The organism is Pseudoxanthomonas sp. JBR18 (assembly GCF_028198165.1).
Lineage (GTDB): Bacteria > Pseudomonadota > Gammaproteobacteria > Xanthomonadales > Xanthomonadaceae > Pseudoxanthomonas_A.
This window is the reverse complement of sequence record NZ_CP116339.1, coordinates 1,949,122-1,971,223: the sequence shown is the minus strand read 5'-3', so window position 1 is coordinate 1,971,223 and position 22,102 is coordinate 1,949,122. Positions and strand designations below refer to the sequence as shown.

The following is a 22,102-nucleotide window of genomic DNA, read 5'->3' as shown; positions in this document are numbered from 1 at the left end:
CCACACCCCGGCACGGGGCAGCAGTGGGCGCCGCCTCGGCGGCGATGCGGGTCCGCTCGGAAAGCCGTGCTCGCCGCCATGGCGGCTCCCATGCGTGATCGCCGATGATGGGCGTTCCCCCCGGGCCCTCGCGTTGTCCATGACCCACGCCGATCCGACGCCATCCCCGCTGACGCTGGAAGCCATCACCGGCCCGGCACCGCTCAGTGGGCCCACACTGCTCAAGCCGGCGGTGTCGCCCGACGGTACGCGGGTCACCTACCTGCGTGGCAAGCAGGCCGACCGCTATCGCCTGGATCTTTGGGAATACGATGTAGTCAGCGGCACGCACCAACTGCTCGTTGATGCCGACGTGCTGCTGCCGGGCCAGGAAGTGCTCAGCGCCGAGGAACAGGCCCGCCGCGAACGCCAGCGCATCGCCGCCTATCGCGGCATCGTCGATTACCAGTTCTCCCCGGATGGGCGCCGCCTGCTGTTTCCGCTGGGCGGCGAGCTCTACCTCTACGATCTGGCGACCCAGGCCGAGCCGGCCGTGCGCCAGCTCACCCACGGCGAGGGCTTCGCCACCGATGCCAAGGTGTCGCCTGGCGGCGGGTTCGTCAGCTTTGTGCGCGCCCGCGACCTGTGGGTGGTGGACCTGGCCGACGGGACCCAGTACCGCTTGACCTGCGACGGCAGCGAGGTCATCGGCAACGGCGCGGCCGAATTCGTCGCCGACGAGGAGATGGCACGCCACACCGGCTACTGGTGGGCGCCGGACGACAGCGCCATCGCCTTCGCCTTCGCCCGGATCGACGAATCGGCGGTACCGGTCAAGCAGCGTACCGAGATCCACGCCGATCGCACCGAGGTGGTCGCCCAGCGCTATCCGGCCGCCGGCGAGCCCAACGTAGCGGTCACGCTAGGCGTGATCGCGCCGCGCGCCGGCGCACAGCCGCGATGGATCGACCTGGGCCCGGACCCAGATGTCTACCTGGTCCGGGTGGCGTGGCGCGACCCGCGGCGACTCACCTTCCAGCGCCAGGCGCGCGACCAGCGCACGCTGGAGCTGATCGAGCACACCCTGCCCACCGGGGCCCAGCGCGTGCTGCTGACCGAGACCTCGCCGACCTGGGTGCCGCTGCACGACGACCTGCGCTTCCTGCAAGACGGACGTCTGTTGTGGTCCTCCGAGCGCAGCGGCTTCGCCCATCTGTATCTGGTGAGCGAAGATGGACAACGGCTCACCGCGCTGACCGAAGGCGCCTGGCCGGTGGATGCCCTGCTCGCGCTCGACGAAGCGGCGGGCCTGGCCTTTTTCCGCGCTGGCCTGCATGCCGGCCAGCCCGATCCCACCCAGGCGCAGCTGTTTGCCGTGTCGCTGCATGGGGGTGCGCCGGTGCAGCTGTCGCAGGCGCCGGGCATGCACGAGGCCAGCTTTGCCGCCAACGCGCAGGTCTACGTGGACAGCTGGTCCAGCCCCACCGTGCCGCCGCAATTGGCCCTGCATCGCGCCGATGGCCAGCGGCTGGCGCGCCTGCTGGACAATGACCTGGACGACCCGACGCATCCGTTCGCGCCGTATCGCACGGCGCAGCGGCCGGTGCGCTTCGGCACGCTGACCGCGGCCGATGGTCATACCCCGCTGCATTACAGCCTGATCACCCCGCCGGACTTCGACCCCGCGCACCGCTATCCGGTGGTGGTCTACGTCTACGGCGGGCCGGCGACCCAGACGGTCACCCAGGCTTGGCCCTCGCGCGGAGATGCGCTGTTCAACCAGTACCTGGCCCAGCGCGGCTATGTGGTCTTCAGCCTGGACAACCGCGGCACGCCGCGCCGTGGGCGCGCCTTCGGCGGCGCCATCCATCGCTGCCAGGGCACGGTGGAGGTGGATGACCAGCGCGCGGGCGTGGCCTGGCTGCAGGCGCAGCCGTGGGTGGACCCAGCGCGCATCGCCGTGCATGGCTGGTCCAATGGCGGCTACCTGACGTTGATGCTGCTGGCCCGCGCGCCCGAGCTGTATGCCGCTGGCATCGCCGGGGCGCCGGTGACCGACTGGGCGCTGTATGACACCCATTACACCGAACGCTACATGGATCACCCGCAGGCCAACGCGGCAGGCTACGCGCAGGCCAGTGTGTTCACCCACCTCGATGCGCTGGCCGACGATGCCCTGCTCCTGCTGCACGGCATGGCCGACGACAACGTTCTGTTTTCCAACGCCACGCGCCTGATGGGCGCGCTGCAGGCGCGCGGAACGGCCTTCGAACTGATGACCTTCCCGGGTGCGCGACACGGGCTGTCCGGCAGCGACCTGCTGTACCGGTACAAGCGCAGCGAGGCCTTCCTGGCGCGGCGCTTGCGACCAGACACCTGAGGTGTCCGCCAGTCGCAGACGCTGCGACGGCCAGATGGTCCCCTGCGTGGCCCGCCGCGTGTCGGCGTCCACGCGAACGCTCCATGCAGCCCATCACCCATGAATCGGATTTCCTGGCGTCGCTGGATCCACAGCAACGCCGTTGGTACCTGCAGCAACAGGCGCGCCAGCTCGAAGCCTTGCGCGTCCTGATGAGCACCACGCTCGGCGTGCCCGCGCGACGCGAAGCACCGTCGCCACCCGCCTTCACGACCACAGATTGAGTCAATGCCGCGCAGCCGCCGCTCGGTGCCTGTGACCAGCAGGCGGCCACACGCCCTGCACAGGTATTGCCCTGGCAAGGCGGGATAACGGGAAACGCGGCTGCCCCCAGCACGCGGCGAACCGGCCGAAGCGTCCGCCGCCGAGGCCTGGCTGGTGCAACGGCCAGGGCATGACCTTCGCCGCATTGCCGACGCGAGCCTGGATGCGTAGGGTCGCGGCACCTTCACCGCTGCCTGGATGCTCCCGTGATCAAACCCCTGGTGCTTGCCCTTGCCCTGGCCCTAACGGCCCCCTTGCCGACGCTGGCCCAGCAGGCCAAGCCCGACGCCACTGCGCCCGCCTGGGTCGCCCGCAGCAACCAGGACGCGCAGATCCTGCTTGATGCCCAGGCCCCGTTCCAGCCGGAAATGGCCAGCTTCTTCGGCGTCCCGGGCTATGACGAAAAAGTCACCGACCTGGGCCCGGACAACCCGGCGCGCTACCGCGCCGCCCTCAAGCGGGCCAAGACCGCCCTGCAGGCCAAGCTGGCGACCGAGCAGGACCCCAATGTCCGCCAAGACCTGCAGATCCTGATCCACGCCGCCGACCAGAGCATCGAGGGCAGCACGCTCAACGAACAGCTCCTGCTGCCGTGGCTGGACGCGCCGCAGGCGGTCTTTGATGGGATTAACGGCCTGCTCTCCGACCAGACCCCGCCCGAGCGCCGGGCCAAAGCGCTGGACCGGCTCAAGGCCTATGTGGGCATGGCGCCGGGGACGACCGCATTTACCACCCTGGCCCGCCAGCGCTACGAAGAAAAGCTGTCCGATCCCAAGCTGCTGCAGCCGACCAAGCTGGAAGTCGAGCGCGCGGTCTCCAACGTGGACACCTACATCGAAGGCATCCGCGAGCTGTTTGCCAAGTACAAGGTCGCCGGCGCCGATGCGGCGCTGGAGCGCATGGCCAGCGAACTGAAGGCCTACAACGACTGGACCCGGACCACGGTCCTGCTCAAGGCGCGCACCGACACGCGCCTGCCGCCGCAGCTCTACGCCTTCCAGCTCAAGCAGTACGGCATCGACATCGATCCGCAGCTGCTCATGCAGCGCGCGCAAGTGGAGTTCATGGAAACCCGCGCCGCCATGCAGCAGCTGGCCCCGCTGGTGGCCAAGGCCAAGGGGCTGGACGGCGCCACCGATTACCGCGCGGTGATCAAGGCGCTCAAGCGCGACACCATTCCCAATGAACAGCTCGAGACCAAGTACCACGGGGTGATCGACCAGATCGACGGGATCATGAAGCGCGAGCACATCGTGACCGTGCCCAAGCGCCCGCTGCAGATGCGCCTGGGCTCGGCGGCCGAGAGCGCGGCCCAGCCGGCGCCGCATTACCTGCCGCCGCCGCTGGTGGGCAACACCGGCCAGCAAGGCCAGTTCGTGCTGCCGGTGGGCAATCCCTCCGCGGGCAAAGATGCGGCCGACAGTCAGTACGACGACTTCAACTTCGGCTCGGGGGCCTGGACGCTGACCGCGCACGAGGGGCGCCCCGGACACGACCTGCAGTTCGCGGCGATGGTCGAGCGCGGCATCTCGCTGGCGCGCACGCTGTTCGCCTTCAACTCGGTCAACGTCGAGGGCTGGGCGCTGTACGCCGAAGCCGAGATGGTCCCCTACGAACCCCTGGACGGGCAGATGATCGCCCTGCAGTTCCGCCTGCTGCGCGCCGCCCGCGCCATGCTCGACCCGATGCTCAACCTGGGCCTGATCGACCGCGAGCGGGCCCGCCAGGTGCTGGAGGACGACGTCATGCTCTCCCCGGCCATGGCCCGGCAGGAGCTGGACCGCTACACCTTCAACGCACCTGGCCAGGCCGGCAGCTACTTCTACGGCTACAGCCGCATCCTGGAATTGCGCATGCAGACCGAGCTGGCGCTGGGGCCGAAGTTCGACCGGAAGGCCTTCAACGACTTCCTGCTCGACCAGGGCCTGCTGCCGCCGGACCAGCTGGCCGAGGCGGTGAAGACCGAGTTCGTCCCCGCACGCCAGGCCAAGCCCTAGCCGGCCAGGGCCAAGCGCAGCCCACGCGGCGCGCCTAGCGCCGCGTGCAGCTGTGGTTTGACGTCCTTACTCGCTGCGCGGCGGCTGGAGCTGCGCGGCGTCCTGGGCGGGAATCGCGGTGCCGGGTGGGACGTAGATCGCCACGCCCGCCCCCTGCTTCTGCTGGGTCGGGATTCCGATGCCGATCCCGCCGCCGACATGGCCGCCGTAGCTGCCACCGCCCACCGACAGTCCACCCGGCGAGCGCGCACCTGCGCCCACGCCGATCAGGACCACGCCATTGGCACCCAGCTTGGCGGCCTCGTTCTTCAGCCTGCGCACCACTGCGTCGGTCTGTCCCTGGGTGCCGAAACCCACCGCGCTCTTGGACTCCAGCTGGGCGATCTGGATCGCGCCCGGCGGCACGGCGCTGTAGAGCCTGACGCTGGCCGGGTCCACCGGCGGGCGCGGATCGGACAGCATGACCTTGGAGGTCCCGGCGCAGGCGGCCAGCGAGAACAGCAACACGGCGGCGAGAGGAAGACGAAAGCGCATGGCACACCTGAAGGCAGGAAGGTCGGCACGATGCCGGACGGTGCCGGCATGATCGGCCCGGCGCACTGAATCCAGGCCGGATGCTACCGTGCGCCGGCATTCGCAAGCGCAGCGTGAGGATGGATCCGGCGGCGCCGGGCTCCATCGCATCCGCAGGCGACAACGCGTCAATCCCGATGGCATCGCGAACTGGGCGTGGCATAGGGCAGGCGTAGAATGAACGCGATCCACCGGAGTTTCCCCATGGCCTATCCCGCCCAGCGCCCGCGCCGCATGCGCCACGACGATTTCTCGCGCCGGCTGATGCGCGAGCACACCCTGACCACCAACGACCTGATCCTGCCGGTGTTCGTGCACGAGGGCGAAGGCCGCATCCCGGTGCCGTCCATGCCCGGCGTGGAGCGGCTGTCGATCGAGGAACTGCTGCGCGTGGGCGAGCAGGCGCTGGAACTGGGCGTGCCGGTGTTGGACCTGTTCGGCGTGCCCGACCCGGCCGCCAAGACCGCCGATGGGCGCGTGGCCTGGGACGAAAACGGCATCATCCAGCGCGCGATCCGTGCGCTCAAGAGCCGCTTCCCCGAACTGGGCGTGATGACCGATCAGGCGCTGGATCCGTACACCACCCACGGCCAGGACGGGCTGCCTGACGAAGACGGCTACATCCTCAACGATCAGACCATCGAGGCGTTGATCAAGCAGTCGCTCTCGCATGCCGCGGCCGGCGTGGACATCCTGTCGCCCAGCGACATGATGGACGGGCGCATCGGCGCCATCCGCGCTGCGCTGGAGCATGCCGGCTTCATCCACACCCGGATCATGGCCTACTCGGCCAAGTACGCCTCGGCCTTCTACGGCCCGTTCCGCAACGCGGTGGGTAGCGACGGCAACCTGGGCAAGGGCAACAAGTACACCTACCAGATGGACCCGGCCAATACCGACGAGGCCCTGCACGAGATCGCGCTGGACCTGGAGGAAGGCGCGGACATGGTCATGGTCAAACCGGGCATGCCGTACCTGGACGTGGTCCGTCGAGTGAAGGACACCTTCCGCCGGCCGACCTTCGTCTACCAGGTCAGCGGCGAGTACGCGATGCTCAAGGCCGCCGCCGCCAACGGCTGGCTGGATGGCGAGGCGGTGATGATGGAATCGCTGCTGGCCTTCAAACGCGCCGGCGCCGATGGGGTGCTGACCTACTTCGCCCTGGACGCGGCACGCGTGCTGCGCCAGGCATGACCGGACCGCGCGCGTGAACGTGGGGCTGATCCTGCAGGCCCTGATGGGCCTGCCGATGGTGTGCGCCACCGGCTTTGCGCTGATCGCCGCGCTGGTGGCCCCACCGGCGCCCGGCCGCTCACTGGCGCGGTGGGGCGCGGCCCTGATGCTGCTGGGGCAGCTCGGGGCGCTGGCCCTGGCGCTGGCCCAGTCGACCCTGATCCAGCGCAGCCTGGCCTCGGGGGCCAGCCTGCAGCACAACGCCATGCTCTTCGGCGTGGCCCAGATGGGCCTGACCGCAATCGCCGTGAGCGGCATCTGCCTGTTGGCCGGCGGTTTCCTGCGCGCGAGCCGCGCCGCGGCGCGGGGCCGCGCCGCCCGCTGAGCGTGCCAACCCCAGCGCGAGCACGGCGTGGGACACTAGGTCTCCGTGTTCCACTGAGTGTTCGTGCATGAGTCGCTACGCCCTGTTTGGCCAGTCCGTGGCCAAGTCGCCCTCTCCCCAGATCCACACCGCCTTCGCCAGGCAGACCGGTATCCCGATGGAGTACGTCGGGATCGATGTCGCGCCGGAGGCGTTGGACGCGGCGTTGGACGCCTTCGTCGCCGGCGGCGGACGCGGCGCGAACGTCACCGTACCCCACAAGGAAGCCGCCTTCGCCCGCTGCGCGCAGCTGAGCGAGCGCGCCCGCCTGGCCGGTGCGGTCAACACCCTGCGCCTGGACGAAGGCCAGTGGTACGGCGACAACACCGACGGCGCCGGGCTGGTGCGTGACCTGACCGGGCGTCACGGCCTGGACCTGCGGGGACGCCGCACCCTGCTGCTCGGCGCCGGCGGCGCCGCGCGCGGCGTGGCGCCGGCCCTGCTGGACGCCGGCGTGCGCGAACTGGTCATCGTCAACCGCAGCCCCGAGCGCGCCGATGCCCTGGCCGACGCCCTGGGCCAGCCTGGTCGTGCCCATACCCGCTACTGGGAAGACTTGGCCGACATCGGCGATTTCGAACTGGTGATCAACGCCACCTCGGCCGGCCGTCATGGCAGCGCCCCCTTGTCGTTGCCGTTCGCGCTGTGCAGCGACATGACCGCGGCGGTGGACCTCAACTACGGCGATGTGGCGATCCCCTTCCTGGCCTGGGCCCGCACCGCCCGCCTGCGCACCATCGTCGACGGCCTGGGCATGCTGGTGGAGCAGGCGGCCGAGAGTTTCGAACGCTGGCACGGCGTGCGGCCACAGACCGATGCGGTGTATGCGGAGCTGAGGAAGGGAGCGCCAGAGCCCGCGACGGCTTGAGGGCTTGAGGCGGCATTACGTAGCCTGCGCCCTGAACGTTGTCTTGTGAGGTTGGGCCCAGGCTAGAAGCAGGGCTTTCGGGCGGCTAGGCCGCACGAAAGCGCCTGTTCCAGGCGCGATGAGCCAGGAACCAAGACCCAGAGCAGTCCAAGCCTGAGCAGCACCAGGTTCCAACCGGTATCTCGTTCCCCGCGACACGCGCATGCGAAAATGTCCGCATGAGCGATGGCACCGGCCCAGCAGCAGGCAAGGACACGGGCGAGGGGCAGCCACGGCACCTCGACGAGGCGCTGAAGACGCGCATCCGCGAGACCTACGCGGCGCTGCGCGAGAACACCCCCAACTTCACCACTCGCCGGGCGCAGAGCCAGATGATCGGCGTGACCTCGCGCGCGCTGGGCAGCAGCGGCGGGGTGGGCGTGGTCGAGGCGCCGACCGGCGTGGGCAAATCGTTGGGCTATCTCACCGCGGGCGTGCCCATCGCCCTGGCGACCAAGAAGAAGCTGGTCATCAGCACCGGCACGGTGGCCCTGCAGGCGCAGCTGGTCGAGCGCGACATCCCGGCCTTCCTCAAGGCCACCGGGATCGAGGCCACCGTGGCCCTGGCCAAGGGCCGCACCCGCTACCTGTGCACGCGCAACGTGGCCGAGCTGCAGGGCAGCGCGCCGGCGCAGGATTCCATGTTCGGCGACGAGGGCGCGCTGTACGACCGCCCGCTGACCCCGGCCGACGCCACCCTGGCCGGCCGCCTGGCCAAGCTGTTCACTGACAACCACTGGAACGGCGACCTGGACGCCTCCCCGGAGCCGGTCAGCCCGGCGCTGCGCGGGCGCATCACCACCAATGCCGCCGGCTGCGCGGGCCGTAAGTGTTCCTACGCCAGCCAGTGCCCGGTGCTCAAGGCGCGCAACAACGTGCGCGAGGCGCAGATCGTGGTCACCAACCACGCGCTGCTGCTGTCCACCCTGTCGCTGGGCGACATCGAGAACGGCCAGCCGCTGATCGCCGCACCGGCCGACATGCTGCTGGTCCTGGACGAAGGCCACCACGTGGCCGGCGTGGCCATTGACCAGGGCGCCGCGCGGCTGCCGCTGGACGACATGAGCCGGCGCACCAGCCGCCTGCAGACGCTGATCGCAGCGACCTACCGCATGGTCGACAAGGAGACCATCGCCCAGCTGCATCCCAACGATGCCATCGACCTGGCGGTCAACGTCAGCCGCCAGCTCAAGGCCTTCCACGACGTGCTGGAAGCCGCGTGGACGCCGGACCCGTCCGAGCGCGAGCCGCAGTGGCGCGCGCCCAACGGCCGCCTGCCGGCGGAGTGGTCGCCCAGCATCGACGCGCTGGCCGACGACACCCGCAGCCTGCTCAACTGGGTCACCGCCGCCGCGCCCCTGGTCGGCAAGGCCAAGCAGGAAGACGCCACCAAGGAGCGCGTGCAGCGCAACCTGGGCATGGCCCTGGAAATGGTGCAGGCCCAGTACGACCTGTGGGCCGGCTGGCGCCGCGAGGACCCGGACGGCGCCCCGCCGATGGCGCGCTGGCTGACCCGCGCCCAGGACGGCGATCTGGTCTGCCACTGCTCGCCGGTCTCGGCCGCGCAGGTGCTGCGCCAGCTGCTGTGGAAGGAAGTCGATTCGGTGGTGATGACCTCGGCCACGCTGACCGGCGGCAACGGCTTTACGGCACTGTCCATCGACACCGGCCTGCCCGAGCACGCCGAGGCAGTCACCCTGACCTCGCCCTTCGACCTGGCCACCCAGGCGCAGCTGGTGGTGCCCAAGTTCCCCTGCGCGCCGGACGACCGCGAAGGCCACCCGAAGGAAGTCGCCCGCTACCTGGTGCGTGAACTGGACTGGGGCAAGGGCTCGATGGTGCTGTTCACCTCGCGCTGGAAGATGGAAAAGGTCGCCGACCTGCTCCCGGTCACCCAGCGCAACCGCGTGCTGGTCCAGGGCGAAGGCAACAAGTCGCAGCTGATCGGCGAGCACCTGCGCCGCATCGCCGCGGGCGAGGGCTCGGTGCTGTTCGGCCTGAACTCGTTCGGCGAGGGCCTGGACCTGCCGGGCGAGGCCTGCACCACGGTGGTCATCACCCAGGTGCCGTTCGCGGTGCCCACCGATCCGCAAACCGCGACCTTGAGCGAATGGCTGGAAAGCCGCGGGCACAACGCCTTCAGCCTGATTGCCATCCCCCACGCGCTGCGCACGCTCACCCAGTTCGCCGGGCGCCTGATCCGCAGCTCCACCGACACCGGGCGGGTGGTGATCCTGGACTCGCGCCTGCTGACCCGCCGCTATGGCCGGCAGATCATCGATGCGCTGCCGCCGTTCGCCCGGGTGATTGGCTGAACCACACGGCAGCGCATGGGGGGGTTTGGCGGTAAGGTGCCCCGGGTCACCGCACCGCCGTTTCCGATGAGTGCCATGCCCACCCCGCCCAAGCGCCGCGCCGATGCGGAGCACAACCGCGCCCTGCTGCTGCAGGCGGCCGAAGCGGTCTTCACCGAGCTGGGCGTGCAGGCGCCGCTGGAGCTGGTGTCACGGCGCGCCGGTGTCGGCCGGGCCACGCTGTTCCGCAACTTTCCCGACCGGCAGACGCTGGTGCTGGCACTGCTGGACCGGGGCCTGGACGACATCGCCGAGGAGGCCGCGCGCCTGGAGGAGGCGCCGGACGCCCTGTTCCAGCTGCTGCATTTCGTCCTGCAACGGATGATGATCCACGCCCCGCTGGTGGAGTACTGGCAGAGCGAGGGACGCGGCAAGCCCGAGATCGAGGCGGCGATGATGCGACTGGTGACGGTGTTCGCCCCGGTGGTGGAGCAAACCGTGGCGCAGGGCCGCTGCCGTCCCGACCTGACGCCCACCGACATCCTGCTGCTGCTCAAGCTGTTCAGCGCCTGCGCCATGCCGATGATGGCGCCGCTGGCGCCGTTCGAGCGCGTGTGGGGCTTTGCGATGGACATCGTCCAGCCCGTCGTACCCAAGCCGAAGGCCCGGCGCCCGCGCCCAGTCGCGACACGCCGCGCCTGAGACGGCGGGCCGCGGCGCAGGCTCAGTAGACGACGCTGAAACGCCGGCCGGTATGGGCGGGGTTTTCGACCTCGTCCAGCAGGGCCACGGCGAAATCCTCGTAGGAGATCGCGCTCTTGCCCGCCGCGTCGGTGAGGAAGGCATCGCCGCCCAGGCGGAACTGGCCGGTGCGCTCGCCGGGGCTGAAGAAGGCCGCCGGCGACAGGAAGGTCCACTGCACGTCGCTCACCCCGCGCAACTGGTCCAGGAAGGCCGCGCCCGGCACGGCTTCGGACTTGTACGCTTCCGGGAACTCCGGCGCATCGATCAGGCGCACCCCGGGGGCGACCTCCAGCGAGCCAGCGCCGCCGACCACTGCCAGACGCGGGATCTTCGCCGCGCGCACGGCGGCCAGCACGTGATCGGCATCGACCGTAGCAAAGCGTGCCGCGCTGATCAGCACATCATGGCCGGTCAATTTGGCGCCCAGTGCGGCCGGGTCGGCGCTGATGTCGCCTTGGACGAAGGCCACGCCTTCGCCCAGATCGGTCACCGGGGTGCGGGCGACGACGGTGACGGTGTGGCCGCGGCGCAGGGCCTCGGCAAGAAGACGGCGGCCGACATTGCCGGTGCCGCCGATGAGGGCGATGGATGCCATGGTGAGAACTCCTATGGTGGTTACGAAAAGGAACCATGGCATCATGGGGAACCGGATGCGCCCTGCCAAGAAGGGAGCCGCGCGTGTCCAGGTGACCTGCGTGTTACCTCCCCAGCCCGGAGCCCCCGATGAGCCTGCACCGATCCCCCGCCCCCTACGCCGCGCAATGCCCGGTGCGCGACGTGCTCGACCGCCTCGGCGATCGCTGGAGCACGCTGGTGCTGCAGGCGCTGAAGGACGCGCCGCTGCGTTTTTCGGCCCTGCAGCGGCAGGTCGACGACGTGTCCAAGCGGATGCTGGCCAAGACCCTGCGCACGCTGGAAGAAGACGGGCTGGTTACTCGGACCGTGTTCCCCAGCAAGCCGCCGGCGGTGGAGTACGCGCTGACGCCGCTGGGCCGCAGTTTCGTGCCGCAGATCGAGGCACTGGTGCAATGGGCCGCTGCCCACCACGACACCATCCGCGCCGCGCGCGCCGCCTACCGTGCCAGCGAGTCGACCGCCGCCTGATATCGGCACAGTGCCGTGGAACTGCGACCAGGGCATGAGGCAGCCCGGTGTTGCAACGGGCGCATGACGTGCATCGCCATACCTCTCGAACGACTCCTCGACGCAAGGCCGCATGTGTCCAGCGTGCCCCGCGACGCCTGCCCAAAACGGCCGCGCCCCACGGCAGGACCACTCCAAACCAACTTGCCACGAACGTCTGGGTCGGGATGCCCCACACCTGCTGCCCGAACCGCTGGCCTGGCCGCAGCGCCGCATCGACGCGGTTGCCCTGCGCACCTGAGCGCTCAGGCAACGCAGGGCGTGCACGGGCCGAGGGTTACCCTGTGCGCATGACGTCTTCTGCCTCACGCGGCTTTTCGCAGGACCACGCCGCCCTGCTCGACACCCTGGCCCGCGCGCGCGACCTCCTGGTCATCCAGGACCTGGATGGCGTGTGCATGGACCTGGTCCACGATCCCCTCACTCGCCGCCTGGAGCGCGACTATCTGCAGGCCGCGCGCCAGCTCGATGGCGCCTTCTACGTGCTCACCAATGGCGAGCACATCGGCCCTCGCGGCGTGAATGCGCTGGTCGAACAGGCTTTCGGCGATGCGGCGCATCCGCGCACGCACGGCGGTTATCTGCCCGGCCTGGCCGCAGGCGGCGTGCAGTTGCAGGACCGGTACGGCACGGTCAGCCATCCGGGCGTGAGCGAGGCGGAACTGGCGTTCCTGCGCGAGGTGCCGGTGCGTGCGCGCCGTTTCCTGGCCGCGCACCTGGCGGGCGCGCCGTTCCACCTGGAGCCGCACGTCCTCGCCACCCTCAGCGGCGCGGCGGTGCTGGACAACCCCGCCTCGCCCACGCTCAATCTCAACGTCCTGCACCACCATCTGGCCGACCGCCCAGGCCTGTACGCGCAGCTGCAGGACGATGTGGCCGGCTTCATGCGCGCCCTGCTGCAAGAGGCCGCGCGCGAAGGGTTGGACCAGGCGTTCTTCGTCCACTACGCGCCCAACCTGGGCCGCGACGCACACGGCGACGAAGTGCTCAAGCCGGCCGAAGGCGACAGCGCCGGCACCACCGATTTCCAGTTCATGCTGACCGGTGCGGTGAAGGAAGTCGGCGTGCTGGTCATCCTCAACCACTACTTCCACCGACGCACCGGGCAATGGCCGCTGGGCGAGGGCTTCAACGCACGCGAGGCGCCGCGCGATCACGACGCGCTGCTCGCCTTGGCGCGCGCGCACTTCGATCCGGCGCTGATGCCGCACCTGGTGGGCGTGGGCGATACCGTCACCAGCGTGGGGCGCCAGCATGAAGGGCAGAACGTGTGGCTGCGCGGCGGCAGCGATCGTGGCTTCCTGACCCTGGTGCAGCAGCTTGGCCAGGCGCTGGACACGCCGAGCACGGTGGTGTTCGTCGACAGCAGCGGCGGCCAGGTCTGGCGCCCGGCCCTGGATGCCGCGCACCTGCAGCGCGCGGTCCAGGACACGGCGGTGGATCCGTTTCCCGCCGCCGAAGGCATCACCGATGCGCAGGATCCGCTGCGGCTGGACGTGGTGTTCCCCGGCGGGCACACACAGTACGTGGCCTTCTTCAAGGCGCTGGCCGCGCGGCGCGCTGCCGCACGCTGACCGCGCCGATCCGTGCCAGCACCTGGCTCGGGTGATGACGACACCTGTTCGCTGGCATACCGGTGCGGCTCAGCACTGCAACCGCGCCCTCGCCGCGCTCCGCACGCTTCGACCGGGTGCGCGGTCGCGCGGGCTACGCCGCGTCGAGCAGGGCCAGCGCGCGCGCCAGTTCGTCGTCGGTGCGCGGACGGATCAACCGCGCGACCTCCTGGCCATCGCGCAGCAGGACCAGGGTCGGCCACAGCTTGACCCGGTAGCTGCGCCCCAGCGGGCGGCCGCGTCCGTCCTCGACCTTCAGGTGGGTGATGTCCTCGCGGGCATCCAGGGCTCGCTGGAACAGCTGTTGCGCGGCGATGCAGTGTGGGCACCAGTTGGTGCCGAACTCCAGCGCGACCAGGCCGGGCATGGCGTCGATCTCTTCACGCGTGGGCGCCTGGTCGGGCGCGGCGTGGCGGGCGGTGAACGGCATGGTGCAAATCCTCCTGCGTGGCTCAGCCGGCGATGCGCACGAACACGCGCGTGCCGCTACCGCCACCGCTGGCCGGGCGCTCCTGCACGTTGAAATGGCGCGGCTGGCTGCGGAACAGTTCGCTGAGCTTGCGGTGTCCATACAGGCGCGGGTCGAAGTCCGGCCGGATCTTGTTGAGATAACTGCCCACCGGGCCCAGCGGCGCCCAGCCTTCTTCGTCGGAGGCCTCTTCGATGGCCTGGCGCAGCAGCGACAGCGGCGGGGTGTTGCCCTTGGGCGCGACCGGCTCGGGCGCCGGCGCGTTGGCCGCCTTCTTGCTCGCTCGTTTGCGCGGGGCGGTGGCCTTGGGCGTCTCGGTGGTCGCCGCGGTTGGCTCGGCGCGCAGCACGTCGTTGTAGATGAACTTGTCGCAGGCCTGGACGAAGGCATCGGGCGTCTTGCGCTCACCAAAGCCGTAGACGGCCAGACCCTCCTCGCGCAGGCGCTGGGCCAGACGGGTGAAGTCACTGTCGCTGGACACCAGGCAGAAGCCATCGAAGCGATGCGTGTACAGCAGGTCCATCGCATCGATGATCATCGAGCTGTCGGTGGCGTTCTTGCCGCTGGTGTAGGCGAACTGCTGCACCGGCGCGATGGAGTGCTTGAGCAGCGCCTGCTTCCACTGGGTCATGCGCGTGCTGGTGAAATCGCCATAGATGCGTTTGACGCTGGCCACCCCGTACTTGGCCACCTCGGCGAGCAAGCCCTCGATCACCGACGGTTGCGCGTTGTCCGCATCGATCAACACCGCCAGGCGCTGCTGTTCGTCGTCGATGTCGGGCTTGATGTGCGGCTTGGATCTCATGGGGGCTCCTGAAGTACGAAGCCCATCGTACTGCGATGCCCTGCACGCGGCTGTCGGCGGGGCCACGTCCTGTAGCGCCGAGCTTGCTCGGCGGGAGCCTTCCCCGCGACCTGATCGTCGGGCCGAGCTTGCTCGGCTGGGCCTTTCCCCACGCCCCCCCTGTAGAGCCGAGCTTGCTCGGCTGGGGCCTTTCCCGACAACCTGGCCGGAGAGCAGCCGAGCGAGCTCGGCTCTACATGACGACCCGGCCGGAGCGCAGCCGAGCAAGCTCGGCGCTACAACATCGGGCAGGCCCGGGCGCGGGTCAGGCGCGTGCCTTCGCGCGTCGCCGCCTGCGCCACCAGAGCATCGGCAACGCCAGGATCGCGATGGCCAACAGCGCCAGTACCGTCATGCGCACCGCAATCCCATGCTGGAACACCAGCGCCTTGCCGGTGCCATCCAGCGTGTACACGACCAACGCATCGTCCAGCCGGCCCATGCCTTCGCGCCCCCCGGCGGCGATGGCGATGTATTCCTTGCCATTCACCGCATAGACCGATGGGGTGGCCTGGCCACCGGCGGGCAGCTTGCTGCTCCACAGGGTCTTGCCGGTCACCGTGTCGATCGCGCGCAGGCGGGAATCGGCGGTCGCGGCGATCAAGGTCAGCCCGCTTTGCGTACTCACCGCGCCACCGAGCAGCGGCATGCCCACCTCCAGCGGCAGCCACGGCAGCACGTCTTCCAGCGTGCCCAGCGGACGCTCCCAGGCGACGGTGCGCGTACGCAGGTCCACCGCCACCAGGCGCCCCCATGGCGGAGCGACGCACGGCGTGCTGTTGGGCGAGAGCAGCGTTCCACGGCGCATCGCGTACGGTGTGCCGTCCATACCGGTGAACTCCTGTCCCGGGAAACGCGTGCGGGCCTCTTCCGACGTCAGGGCGTCGTAGTCCGCGCGCGGAATCAACGCCACCTGCATCGGCAGGTCCAGCACCGGCACGATCGCCAGCTGTCGCGCCTGATCGACCGCAATACCGCCCCAGTTCACGCCACCGCCCCAGCCGGGCGAGGCGATGGTCCCGCGCACGCTGGGCGGAGTGAAGATGCCCTCCGAGCGCAGGCCGCCGATGCGCTTGGCGCAGGCCGCCTTCTCCGATGGCGTCGGGCCCCAGGCGTCGTCCGCGGTCACCGGCGCGTGGCGCGCCAGGCGCAATGCCGGCTCGGGCATCGGCTGGGTCGGCGAGACCTGTTCGCCCGGGGCATCCGAGGCCTGCACCGGCACCTCGCTGATCGGGAACACGGGTTCCCCCGTGCGCCGGTCGAAGGCGAACAGGAAGCCGGTCTTGGTCGCCTGCAGCACCGCCGCGCGCGGGCCCTGTGCGGTCTGAACGGTGGCCAACGCCGGCTGCGAGGCCAGGTCGTAGTCCCACAAGTCGTGGTGGACCAGCTGCTGCGCCCACACTCGGCGGCCGCTCTTCGCATCCAACGCGACCAGCGAGTTGGCGTCGCGGTTGTCGCCCAGACGCTCACCGCCGTAGTAGTCCGGGCTGGCCGAGCCGGTCGGCACGTAGACCAGTCCCAAAGCCACATCGACCGATAGCGGCGGCCAGGCGTTGGCCGAACCGACCGTGTGGGCCTGGTCGGCCTGCCAGCCGGCGGCGCGCCGATCGTCGGCGCGACGCGGCACCGGGTCCCAACGCCACAGTTCGGCGCCGGTACGCACGTCGAAACCACGCACCACGCCCTGCTCCTGGGTGTGCGCGCGGTTGTCGCCGATCGAACTGCCGCTGATCAGCACGTCGCCGCTGATCACCGGCGGCGAGGTCACCGCGTAATTGCGCCATGGACGGTCGGGCTGATCGATCCTGGCGATGCCCGCATGCAGATCGACGCTTCCACCCCTGCCGAAGCCGGCGCATGGCTGGCCATTGGCCGCATCCAGCGCGATCAGCCGCGCATCCAGGGTGCCGAACACGATCCGCGCCGCGCAGGCCGTGCCGGCGCCCGCCTGGGGATCGCGCCAGTAGGTCACCCCGCGCGAGGCCGGGTCGCTGTAATGCTTGTCGCGGGCGATCTGCGGATCGAACGACCAGTGTCTGGCGCCGGTGGCCGCATCCAGCGCGAACACGATGTCGGTGCCGGTGGTCAGGTACATGACCCCGTCGACGACCAGCGGGTTGGCCTCGAACCGCATCCGCTCCGGATCGCGAAGCCCGGCACCTTTCTCGCCGGTGTGGAACGACCAGGCGACCTTCAGCCGCCGCACGTTTGCGGGCGTGACCTGGGTCAGCGGCGAGAACTGACCGCCGCCCGGCGCACCGCCGTAGTGCGCCCAGTCGCCCTCGGCCGCTTGGCCGCTGGCCGCCCCAACCGCCAGCAGCACCCCCGCCAGTCCCGCCTGCCATCGCCGCATGTCCCGCTCCCCATCCTGTCGTTGGCAGCGGAGTCTGAGGACGCGACCGGGCGCCGGCCACCCACAAGGGACCACCCCACGGCGGCCTGGGACCAGCCGTGGGATCGGAGGGACGAACGTGGGGACGAACCGTCAGTCCGCCAGGGCCGCCGCATCGGCAATGGCCGCCTCCCGGCGAGCCGGGCCGTCGGGCAGCTTCATGCCCTCGGCGCGCACCACCTGAATGTCGCTCAGGCCGATCAGCCCCAGCACCGATTTCAGGTAGGGCACCAGGTGGTCCAGTGCCGCGCCCGGGCCCTCGCTGTAGACGCCGCCGCTTGCGGTGAATACCAGCACACGCTTGCCCGGTGGCAGCAGGCCCTGCGGGCCGGCCTCGGTGTAGGAGAAGGTGCGCCCGCCGCGGATCACGTGGTCCAGCCAGGCCTTGAGCGTGGAGGGGATGGTGAAGTTATAGAGCGGCGCCCCGATCACGATCACATCGGACTGCTCCAGCTCGCCGATCAGGGCGTCCGAGCGCGCGGCCACCTCGGCTTCCGGGCCAGGCTGGGGCACCTGGCCGAACAGGGACGGCAGGATCTCCGGCGGCAGGTGCGGCAGCGGCCGGGCGGCCAGATCGTGTTCGATGATGCGCACATCGGGTTCGCTTGCACGGACGCGTTGCAGATAGGCCTCGGTCATCGCGCGCGAGGCCGAGGCCGACGGGTTGAGGCTGTTGTGGAGGACGAGGATCTGGGTCATGGCGCAGGCCTGTTCCGGGAAGGGATGGCGTAACGTACGCGCCCATCTCCACTCAAAAAACCAGGATGGATTCGATCATGTCCAGCAAGGATCTTGATATAGAAACCTTGTCCATCGACCAACTGCAGGTGTTCATGGCGGCGGCCGAGCACGGCAGCTTCTCCGCCGCCGCCCGCGCCCTCGGGCGCACCCAGTCGCTGATCAGCTATGCCGTCCAGCGCCTGGAGGAACAAGTCGGGCTGGTCCTGTTCGACCGCGCCGGCTATCGTCCGCGCCTGACCGAGGCCGGTCAGGCCCTATTGCCACGGGCGCGGCGCATCGTCGGCGAGGTCAGCGCCTTTCACGCCCTCTCGCGTGGGCTGTCAGCCGGCGTGGAGGCCGAGGTCTGCATCACCGTCGATGCGATGTACCCCATGTGCCTGCTGCTGCGGGCGCTGCTGGACTTCCGCGACCGCTGGCCGGCGGTCTCGCCGCGCGTACTGGTGGGCAATATGGGCGCGGCAGTCGAGCAGGTGCTGGACGGCCACTCCCTCCTGGGCCTGGTCAATCCGGTGGCGACCCAGGCGCCTGAGCTGGAACTGCGCCCGGCGGCCTTCATCACCATGGTCCCGGTCGCCGCGCCGCATCACCCGCTGGCCCGGCACGAGGGCGAACTGCTCACCGAGGACCTGCGCGACCATGTGCAGCTGGTGCTCACCGACCGTGCCACCCGCCTGTCGCAGCCGGACCGCGGCGTGTTCTCCAGCCAGACTTGGCGCCTCAACGACCTGGGCGCCAAGCACTCGATGCTGCTGGCCGGACTGGGCTGGGGCGGCATGCCCGAGCACATGGTCCGCGACGACCTGACCGCCGGCCGCCTGGTCCAGCTGCCCTCGCCCTACTGGGATCCGCACCGCACCCTGCCCATGTCGGTGGCGTACCGCCGCGACGCCCGGCTGGGTCCGGCCGCGCAGTGGTTGGCCACCCACCTGAGCTCGCTGGTCGACGAGGCGGTGCCCACACCGGGGGCGCAGCGGGTGCAGAAGCACGCGGCAGCCTAGCGATTGGTTGCCGTCGCCCTGTGTCGCGTTTGCCTGCTGTCGTTCGTCGCCCATCTATCCATCCCGCTGCGTAACGGAGTCGTCGATGCCCCCGATCCTGACCGCTTTTGCCAACTCGCCCGATCGGGGTCGTGGCCTGGCCCGCGACATGCGGGTGCGCTGGGCCCTGGAGGAGACCGGCCAGCCTTATGCCGTGCGCCTGTTGTCCTTCGACCAGATGAAGCAGCCGAGCCACCTGGCACTGCAACCCTTCGGCCAGATCCCGACCTGGGAGACCGAGGACGGGCTGGTGCTGTTCGAATCCGGTGCCATCGTGCTGCACCTTGCCGAGCAGCGGCCCGGGCTGTTGCCGCGCGATCCGCAGGCACGCATACGCGCGATCGCCTGGCTGTTTGCCGCGCTCAACACGGTCGAACCACCGGTCGTGGAGCGGTCGATGTGCACGCTGTTCGAGCACGAGCAGCCGTGGTTCGAACACCGGCTGGCGCAGCTGGATGGGCGCGTGCGCCAGCGCCTGGGTGAGCTGTCCGACGCCCTGGGAGAACGCGATTGGCTGGAAGGCGACTTCAGCTGCGGCGACCTGATGATGGTCTCGGTGCTACTGCGCCTGGGCAGCAGCGGCCTGATCGACGGATCTCCCAACCTCACCGCCTATGTCGCGCGCGCCACGGCGCGAGCGGCCTACCAGCGCGCCTTCGCCGCGCAGCGCGCGGTGTTCGAACACTCGCAGCAGCCCGGCGCCTGAGTGGGCGATGTATCGCCTAGATGTCGGGCAACGCGGGCCGGACGTCCGGCAAGAGGACATCGGATTCGTCCTTCAGGTCCACGCCGGTACGACCCAGGCGGCGAGCCTCGCATGCCAGCCACCACAGTTTGGCGGCCGCCTGGGCCGCGCTCAGGCCTGCCCGATGAATGTTGGAGATGCAGTTGCGGTCGGCATCGGTCAGGCCGGCACGCGGCCGGGCAGTGAGATAGATCCCGAGACTGTCGGCCGAACTCAGTCCGGGGCGTTCACCGATGAGCACTGCGACCATGCCGGCGCCCAGGAGCGCGCCACACGGGTCGCCCAGCGCCACTCGTGCCTGGCTGGCGAGCACGGCGGTGTCGCAGCGCCAGCCCGCGGGCGCCTGGCGCAGGAGTTGTTCGCACACCGGCAGCGCATGCGATTGCACGGCCAGGGCGGACAAGCCGTCGGCGATGACCACCAGCAGGTCGGGCGCCTGTCGTTGCGTATCTGCCAGCGCCTGCAGCGCGTGGGCCGAGCGCGGCGACAGGCGCCGGCCAAGATCAGGCCGCAGCAGATACTGGGCGCGATCGCCGGCTGCGCTCTGGACTTCCACCGTCGCCATGCCCAGCGCCGACAGGCCACTGCACAGCGGCGCGGTATCCAGCGGTGCATGCACGGCATCGCGCGCGCGGGCGTGGGCCAGGTCGAAGTCCAGCAGTGCGCGGGTCGGCAGACTGGCGCCGCTGCGGCCGATGGCGATGCGCGCGGGGGTGAAACGCCGCAGCTCATCCCATGGATCGACTTCGGACAGCGCGTTTGCGTTGAGGAGCGCGCGCGTGGTCATGCCGGGCCCTGCGCCGGCATGTAGGCCAGCAGGCGATCCAGCGCCTCGGGCCGCGTATCACGCAGGGGACGCAGCTGGCCATCGGCCTGTGCGATGCCCATGCGTTGGAGCCACTGCTCGAACTCCGGGGCGCGCCGGCGTTGCAGCAACCGGCGCAGGTACAGCGCGTCGTGAAAGGACGTGCTCTGGTACATCAGCATGATGTCGTCGGCCCCCGGCACGCCGATCATGAAGGTCAGCCCGGCCGCGGCCAGCAGCGTCATCAGCACGTCCATGTCGTTGGAATCGGCCTCGGCATGGTTGGTGTAGCAGATGTCGCAGCCCAGCGGCAGGCCCAGCAGCTTGCCGCAGAAGTGATCCTCCAGGCCCGCGCGGATGATCTGCTTGCCGTCGTAGAGATACTCCGGCCCGATGAAACCGACCACGGTGTTGACCAGCAGCGGATCGAACGCGCGCGCCACCGCGTAGGCGCGCGCCTCGCAGGTCTGCTGGTCCACGCCGTGATGCGCATCGGCCGACAGCGCGCTGCCCTGCCCGGTCTCGAAGTACATCGCGTTACCACCCACGGTACCCCGGTCCAGCGCGCGCACCGCCGCGTGCGCCTCGGCCAGCAGCTTGAGGTCAACGCCGAAGCTGGCATTGGCCGCCTGGGTCCCGGCGATGGACTGGAACACCAGATCCACCGGTGCCCCGCGTTCGATCAGCCGCAGGCTGTTGCTCACATGGGTCAACACGCAGGACTGGGTGGGGATCTCCAGCCCCTGGATGATGCCGTCGAGCATGCGGACCTGATCGCCCAGCACGCCCAGGTGGTCGCTCACCGGATTGATGCCGATCACCGCATCGCCAGCGCCGTAGAGCAGCCCATCCACGAGCGAGGCGGCCACGCCGCGCAGATCGTCGGTGGGATGGTTGGGCTGCAGGCGCACGGCCAGCGTGCCAGGCAGGCCGATGGTGTTGCGGAACCGGGTGACCACGCGGCACTTGCTGGCCACCAGGATCAGGTCCTGATGGCGCATCAGCTTGCTCACCGCAGCGGCCATCTCCGGGGTGATGCCCGGCGCCAGACGGGCCAGCGCCACGCTATCGGCCTGCTCGGACAGCAGCCAGTCGCGGAACGCGCCCACGGTCAGGTGCGCGACCGGCGCGAAGGCCGCCGCATCATGCGTATCCAGGATCAGCCGGGTGACCTCGTCGCGCTCATAGGGGATCACCGCATCGTTGAGGAAGCGGCGCAACGGCACGTCGGCCAGGCAATGGCGCGCGGCCATGCGCTCCAGCTCGGAGCCGGCGGCCACGCCGGCCAACTGGTCGCCCGAGCGCGCCGGGCTGGCCTTGGCCAGCAGCGCGCGCAGGTCGGCAAAGGCCCAGACCTTGCCTTCCAGGCGATACATGAAGCTCATCGACCATGCCCTGCGTGGGGGCGCCGCGGACACTGTGGGGCACGGCAGGCCGGGCGCCCCTGGCTGAACAGGCAACATTGACCCACATCGCGGAGCGGAAGACGCGTGCGGAAGTGGACGGATCGCCAATCTGGCGACGATTCATCAGCGCTCC

At 69.9% G+C, this 22,102-nt stretch carries 20 protein-coding genes; 12 read left to right on the top strand and 8 right to left on the bottom strand.

Annotated features, from left to right (window positions below; all coding sequences use genetic code 11):
* The first annotated feature begins 139 nt into the window (after window positions 1-139).
* The 3 genes from PJ250_RS08915 to PJ250_RS08905 all read left to right on the top strand — a co-directional run bounded on the left by PJ250_RS08915 (window position 140) and on the right by PJ250_RS08905 (window position 4,659).
* Window positions 140-2,359 carry a S9 family peptidase gene (locus PJ250_RS08915; protein ID WP_333909511.1) on the top strand — a complete coding sequence of 740 codons (2,220 nt, stop codon included), beginning with the start codon at window positions 140-142 and terminating at the stop codon, window positions 2,357-2,359.
* An 83-nt stretch (window positions 2,360-2,442) separates the two neighbouring features.
* A complete protein-coding gene (locus tag PJ250_RS08910) occupies window positions 2,443-2,622 on the top strand; it encodes a hypothetical protein (RefSeq protein ID WP_271648225.1) in 180 nt (59 codons plus the stop codon).
* 249 nt (window positions 2,623-2,871) lie between these two features.
* Window positions 2,872-4,659 (top strand): DUF885 domain-containing protein, encoded by a 1,788-nt coding sequence (locus tag PJ250_RS08905; RefSeq protein ID WP_271648576.1) that lies wholly within the window; start codon window positions 2,872-2,874, stop codon window positions 4,657-4,659.
* A gap of 66 nt (window positions 4,660-4,725) precedes the next feature.
* Here the strand turns inward: PJ250_RS08905 and PJ250_RS08900 are convergent, their stop codons facing one another.
* Window positions 4,726-5,193 (bottom strand): hypothetical protein, encoded by a 468-nt coding sequence (locus PJ250_RS08900; RefSeq protein WP_271648224.1) that lies wholly within the window; start codon window positions 5,191-5,193, stop codon window positions 4,726-4,728.
* 243 nt (window positions 5,194-5,436) lie between these two features.
* Here PJ250_RS08900 and hemB point away from each other — a divergent pair, with 243 nt between their 5' ends.
* From hemB to PJ250_RS08875, 5 genes are all read left to right on the top strand, one after another.
* Window positions 5,437-6,426 carry a porphobilinogen synthase gene (hemB, locus tag PJ250_RS08895; protein WP_271648223.1) on the top strand — a complete coding sequence of 330 codons (990 nt, stop codon included), beginning with the start codon at window positions 5,437-5,439 and terminating at the stop codon, window positions 6,424-6,426.
* Window positions 6,427-6,439: 13 nt separating this feature from the next.
* Entirely contained in the window at window positions 6,440-6,790 is a 351-nt protein-coding gene (locus PJ250_RS08890; RefSeq protein WP_271648222.1) for a hypothetical protein, read from the top strand.
* A 67-nt stretch (window positions 6,791-6,857) separates the two neighbouring features.
* Entirely contained in the window at window positions 6,858-7,697 is an 840-nt protein-coding gene (gene aroE, locus PJ250_RS08885) for a shikimate dehydrogenase (RefSeq protein ID WP_271648221.1), read from the top strand.
* Between the two features lie 218 nt (window positions 7,698-7,915).
* Window positions 7,916-10,051 (top strand): ATP-dependent DNA helicase DinG, encoded by a 2,136-nt coding sequence (gene dinG, locus PJ250_RS08880; protein WP_271648220.1) that lies wholly within the window; start codon window positions 7,916-7,918, stop codon window positions 10,049-10,051.
* A gap of 75 nt (window positions 10,052-10,126) precedes the next feature.
* A complete protein-coding gene (locus tag PJ250_RS08875; RefSeq protein ID WP_271648219.1) occupies window positions 10,127-10,732 on the top strand; it encodes a TetR/AcrR family transcriptional regulator in 606 nt (201 codons plus the stop codon).
* A 22-nt stretch (window positions 10,733-10,754) separates the two neighbouring features.
* Here PJ250_RS08875 and PJ250_RS08870 read toward each other — a convergent pair whose 3' ends face one another.
* Window positions 10,755-11,369: an NAD(P)-dependent oxidoreductase gene (locus PJ250_RS08870; protein WP_271648218.1), complete on the bottom strand. Its 615-nt coding sequence runs from the start codon at window positions 11,367-11,369 to the stop codon at window positions 10,755-10,757.
* Window positions 11,370-11,497: 128 nt separating this feature from the next.
* On the opposite strand from PJ250_RS08870, the gene PJ250_RS08865 reads away from it, so the two are divergent.
* Window positions 11,498-11,878, top strand: a complete 381-nt coding sequence (locus tag PJ250_RS08865; RefSeq protein WP_271648217.1) for a winged helix-turn-helix transcriptional regulator — start codon at window positions 11,498-11,500, stop codon at window positions 11,876-11,878.
* 329 nt (window positions 11,879-12,207) lie between these two features.
* Complete coding sequence (gene stpA / locus PJ250_RS08860) at window positions 12,208-13,491, top strand: glucosylglycerol 3-phosphatase (protein ID WP_271648216.1); 1,284 nt, start codon at window positions 12,208-12,210, stop codon at window positions 13,489-13,491.
* A gap of 133 nt (window positions 13,492-13,624) precedes the next feature.
* Here stpA and PJ250_RS08855 read toward each other — a convergent pair whose 3' ends face one another.
* The 4 genes from PJ250_RS08855 to PJ250_RS08840 all read right to left on the bottom strand — a co-directional run bounded on the left by PJ250_RS08855 (window position 13,625) and on the right by PJ250_RS08840 (window position 17,934).
* On the bottom strand, window positions 13,625-13,960 hold the full coding sequence (locus tag PJ250_RS08855; protein WP_271648215.1) for a thioredoxin family protein: 336 nt from the start codon (window positions 13,958-13,960) through the stop codon (window positions 13,625-13,627).
* A 22-nt stretch (window positions 13,961-13,982) separates the two neighbouring features.
* Window positions 13,983-14,804 (bottom strand): NYN domain-containing protein, encoded by an 822-nt coding sequence (locus tag PJ250_RS08850; RefSeq protein ID WP_271648214.1) that lies wholly within the window; start codon window positions 14,802-14,804, stop codon window positions 13,983-13,985.
* A 304-nt stretch (window positions 14,805-15,108) separates the two neighbouring features.
* A complete protein-coding gene (locus tag PJ250_RS08845; protein ID WP_271648213.1) occupies window positions 15,109-17,196 on the bottom strand; it encodes a pyrroloquinoline quinone-dependent dehydrogenase in 2,088 nt (695 codons plus the stop codon).
* A 132-nt stretch (window positions 17,197-17,328) separates the two neighbouring features.
* Window positions 17,329-17,934, bottom strand: a complete 606-nt coding sequence (locus PJ250_RS08840) for an FMN-dependent NADH-azoreductase (RefSeq protein WP_271648212.1) — start codon at window positions 17,932-17,934, stop codon at window positions 17,329-17,331.
* Window positions 17,935-18,011: 77 nt separating this feature from the next.
* Here PJ250_RS08840 and PJ250_RS08835 point away from each other — a divergent pair, with 77 nt between their 5' ends.
* Entirely contained in the window at window positions 18,012-18,974 is a 963-nt protein-coding gene (locus PJ250_RS08835) for a LysR family transcriptional regulator (RefSeq protein WP_271648211.1), read from the top strand.
* A gap of 85 nt (window positions 18,975-19,059) precedes the next feature.
* Window positions 19,060-19,719, top strand: a complete 660-nt coding sequence (locus tag PJ250_RS08830) for a glutathione S-transferase family protein (protein ID WP_271648210.1) — start codon at window positions 19,060-19,062, stop codon at window positions 19,717-19,719.
* Window positions 19,720-19,735: 16 nt separating this feature from the next.
* Here the strand turns inward: PJ250_RS08830 and eutC are convergent, their stop codons facing one another.
* Window positions 19,736-20,545 (bottom strand): ethanolamine ammonia-lyase subunit EutC, encoded by an 810-nt coding sequence (eutC, locus tag PJ250_RS08825; RefSeq protein ID WP_271648209.1) that lies wholly within the window; start codon window positions 20,543-20,545, stop codon window positions 19,736-19,738.
* Window positions 20,542-21,948 (bottom strand): ethanolamine ammonia-lyase subunit EutB, encoded by a 1,407-nt coding sequence (locus PJ250_RS08820; protein ID WP_271648208.1) that lies wholly within the window; start codon window positions 21,946-21,948, stop codon window positions 20,542-20,544. The genes eutC and PJ250_RS08820 overlap by 4 nt, the downstream gene beginning before the upstream one ends.
* Window positions 21,949-22,102: the final 154 nt, after the last annotated feature.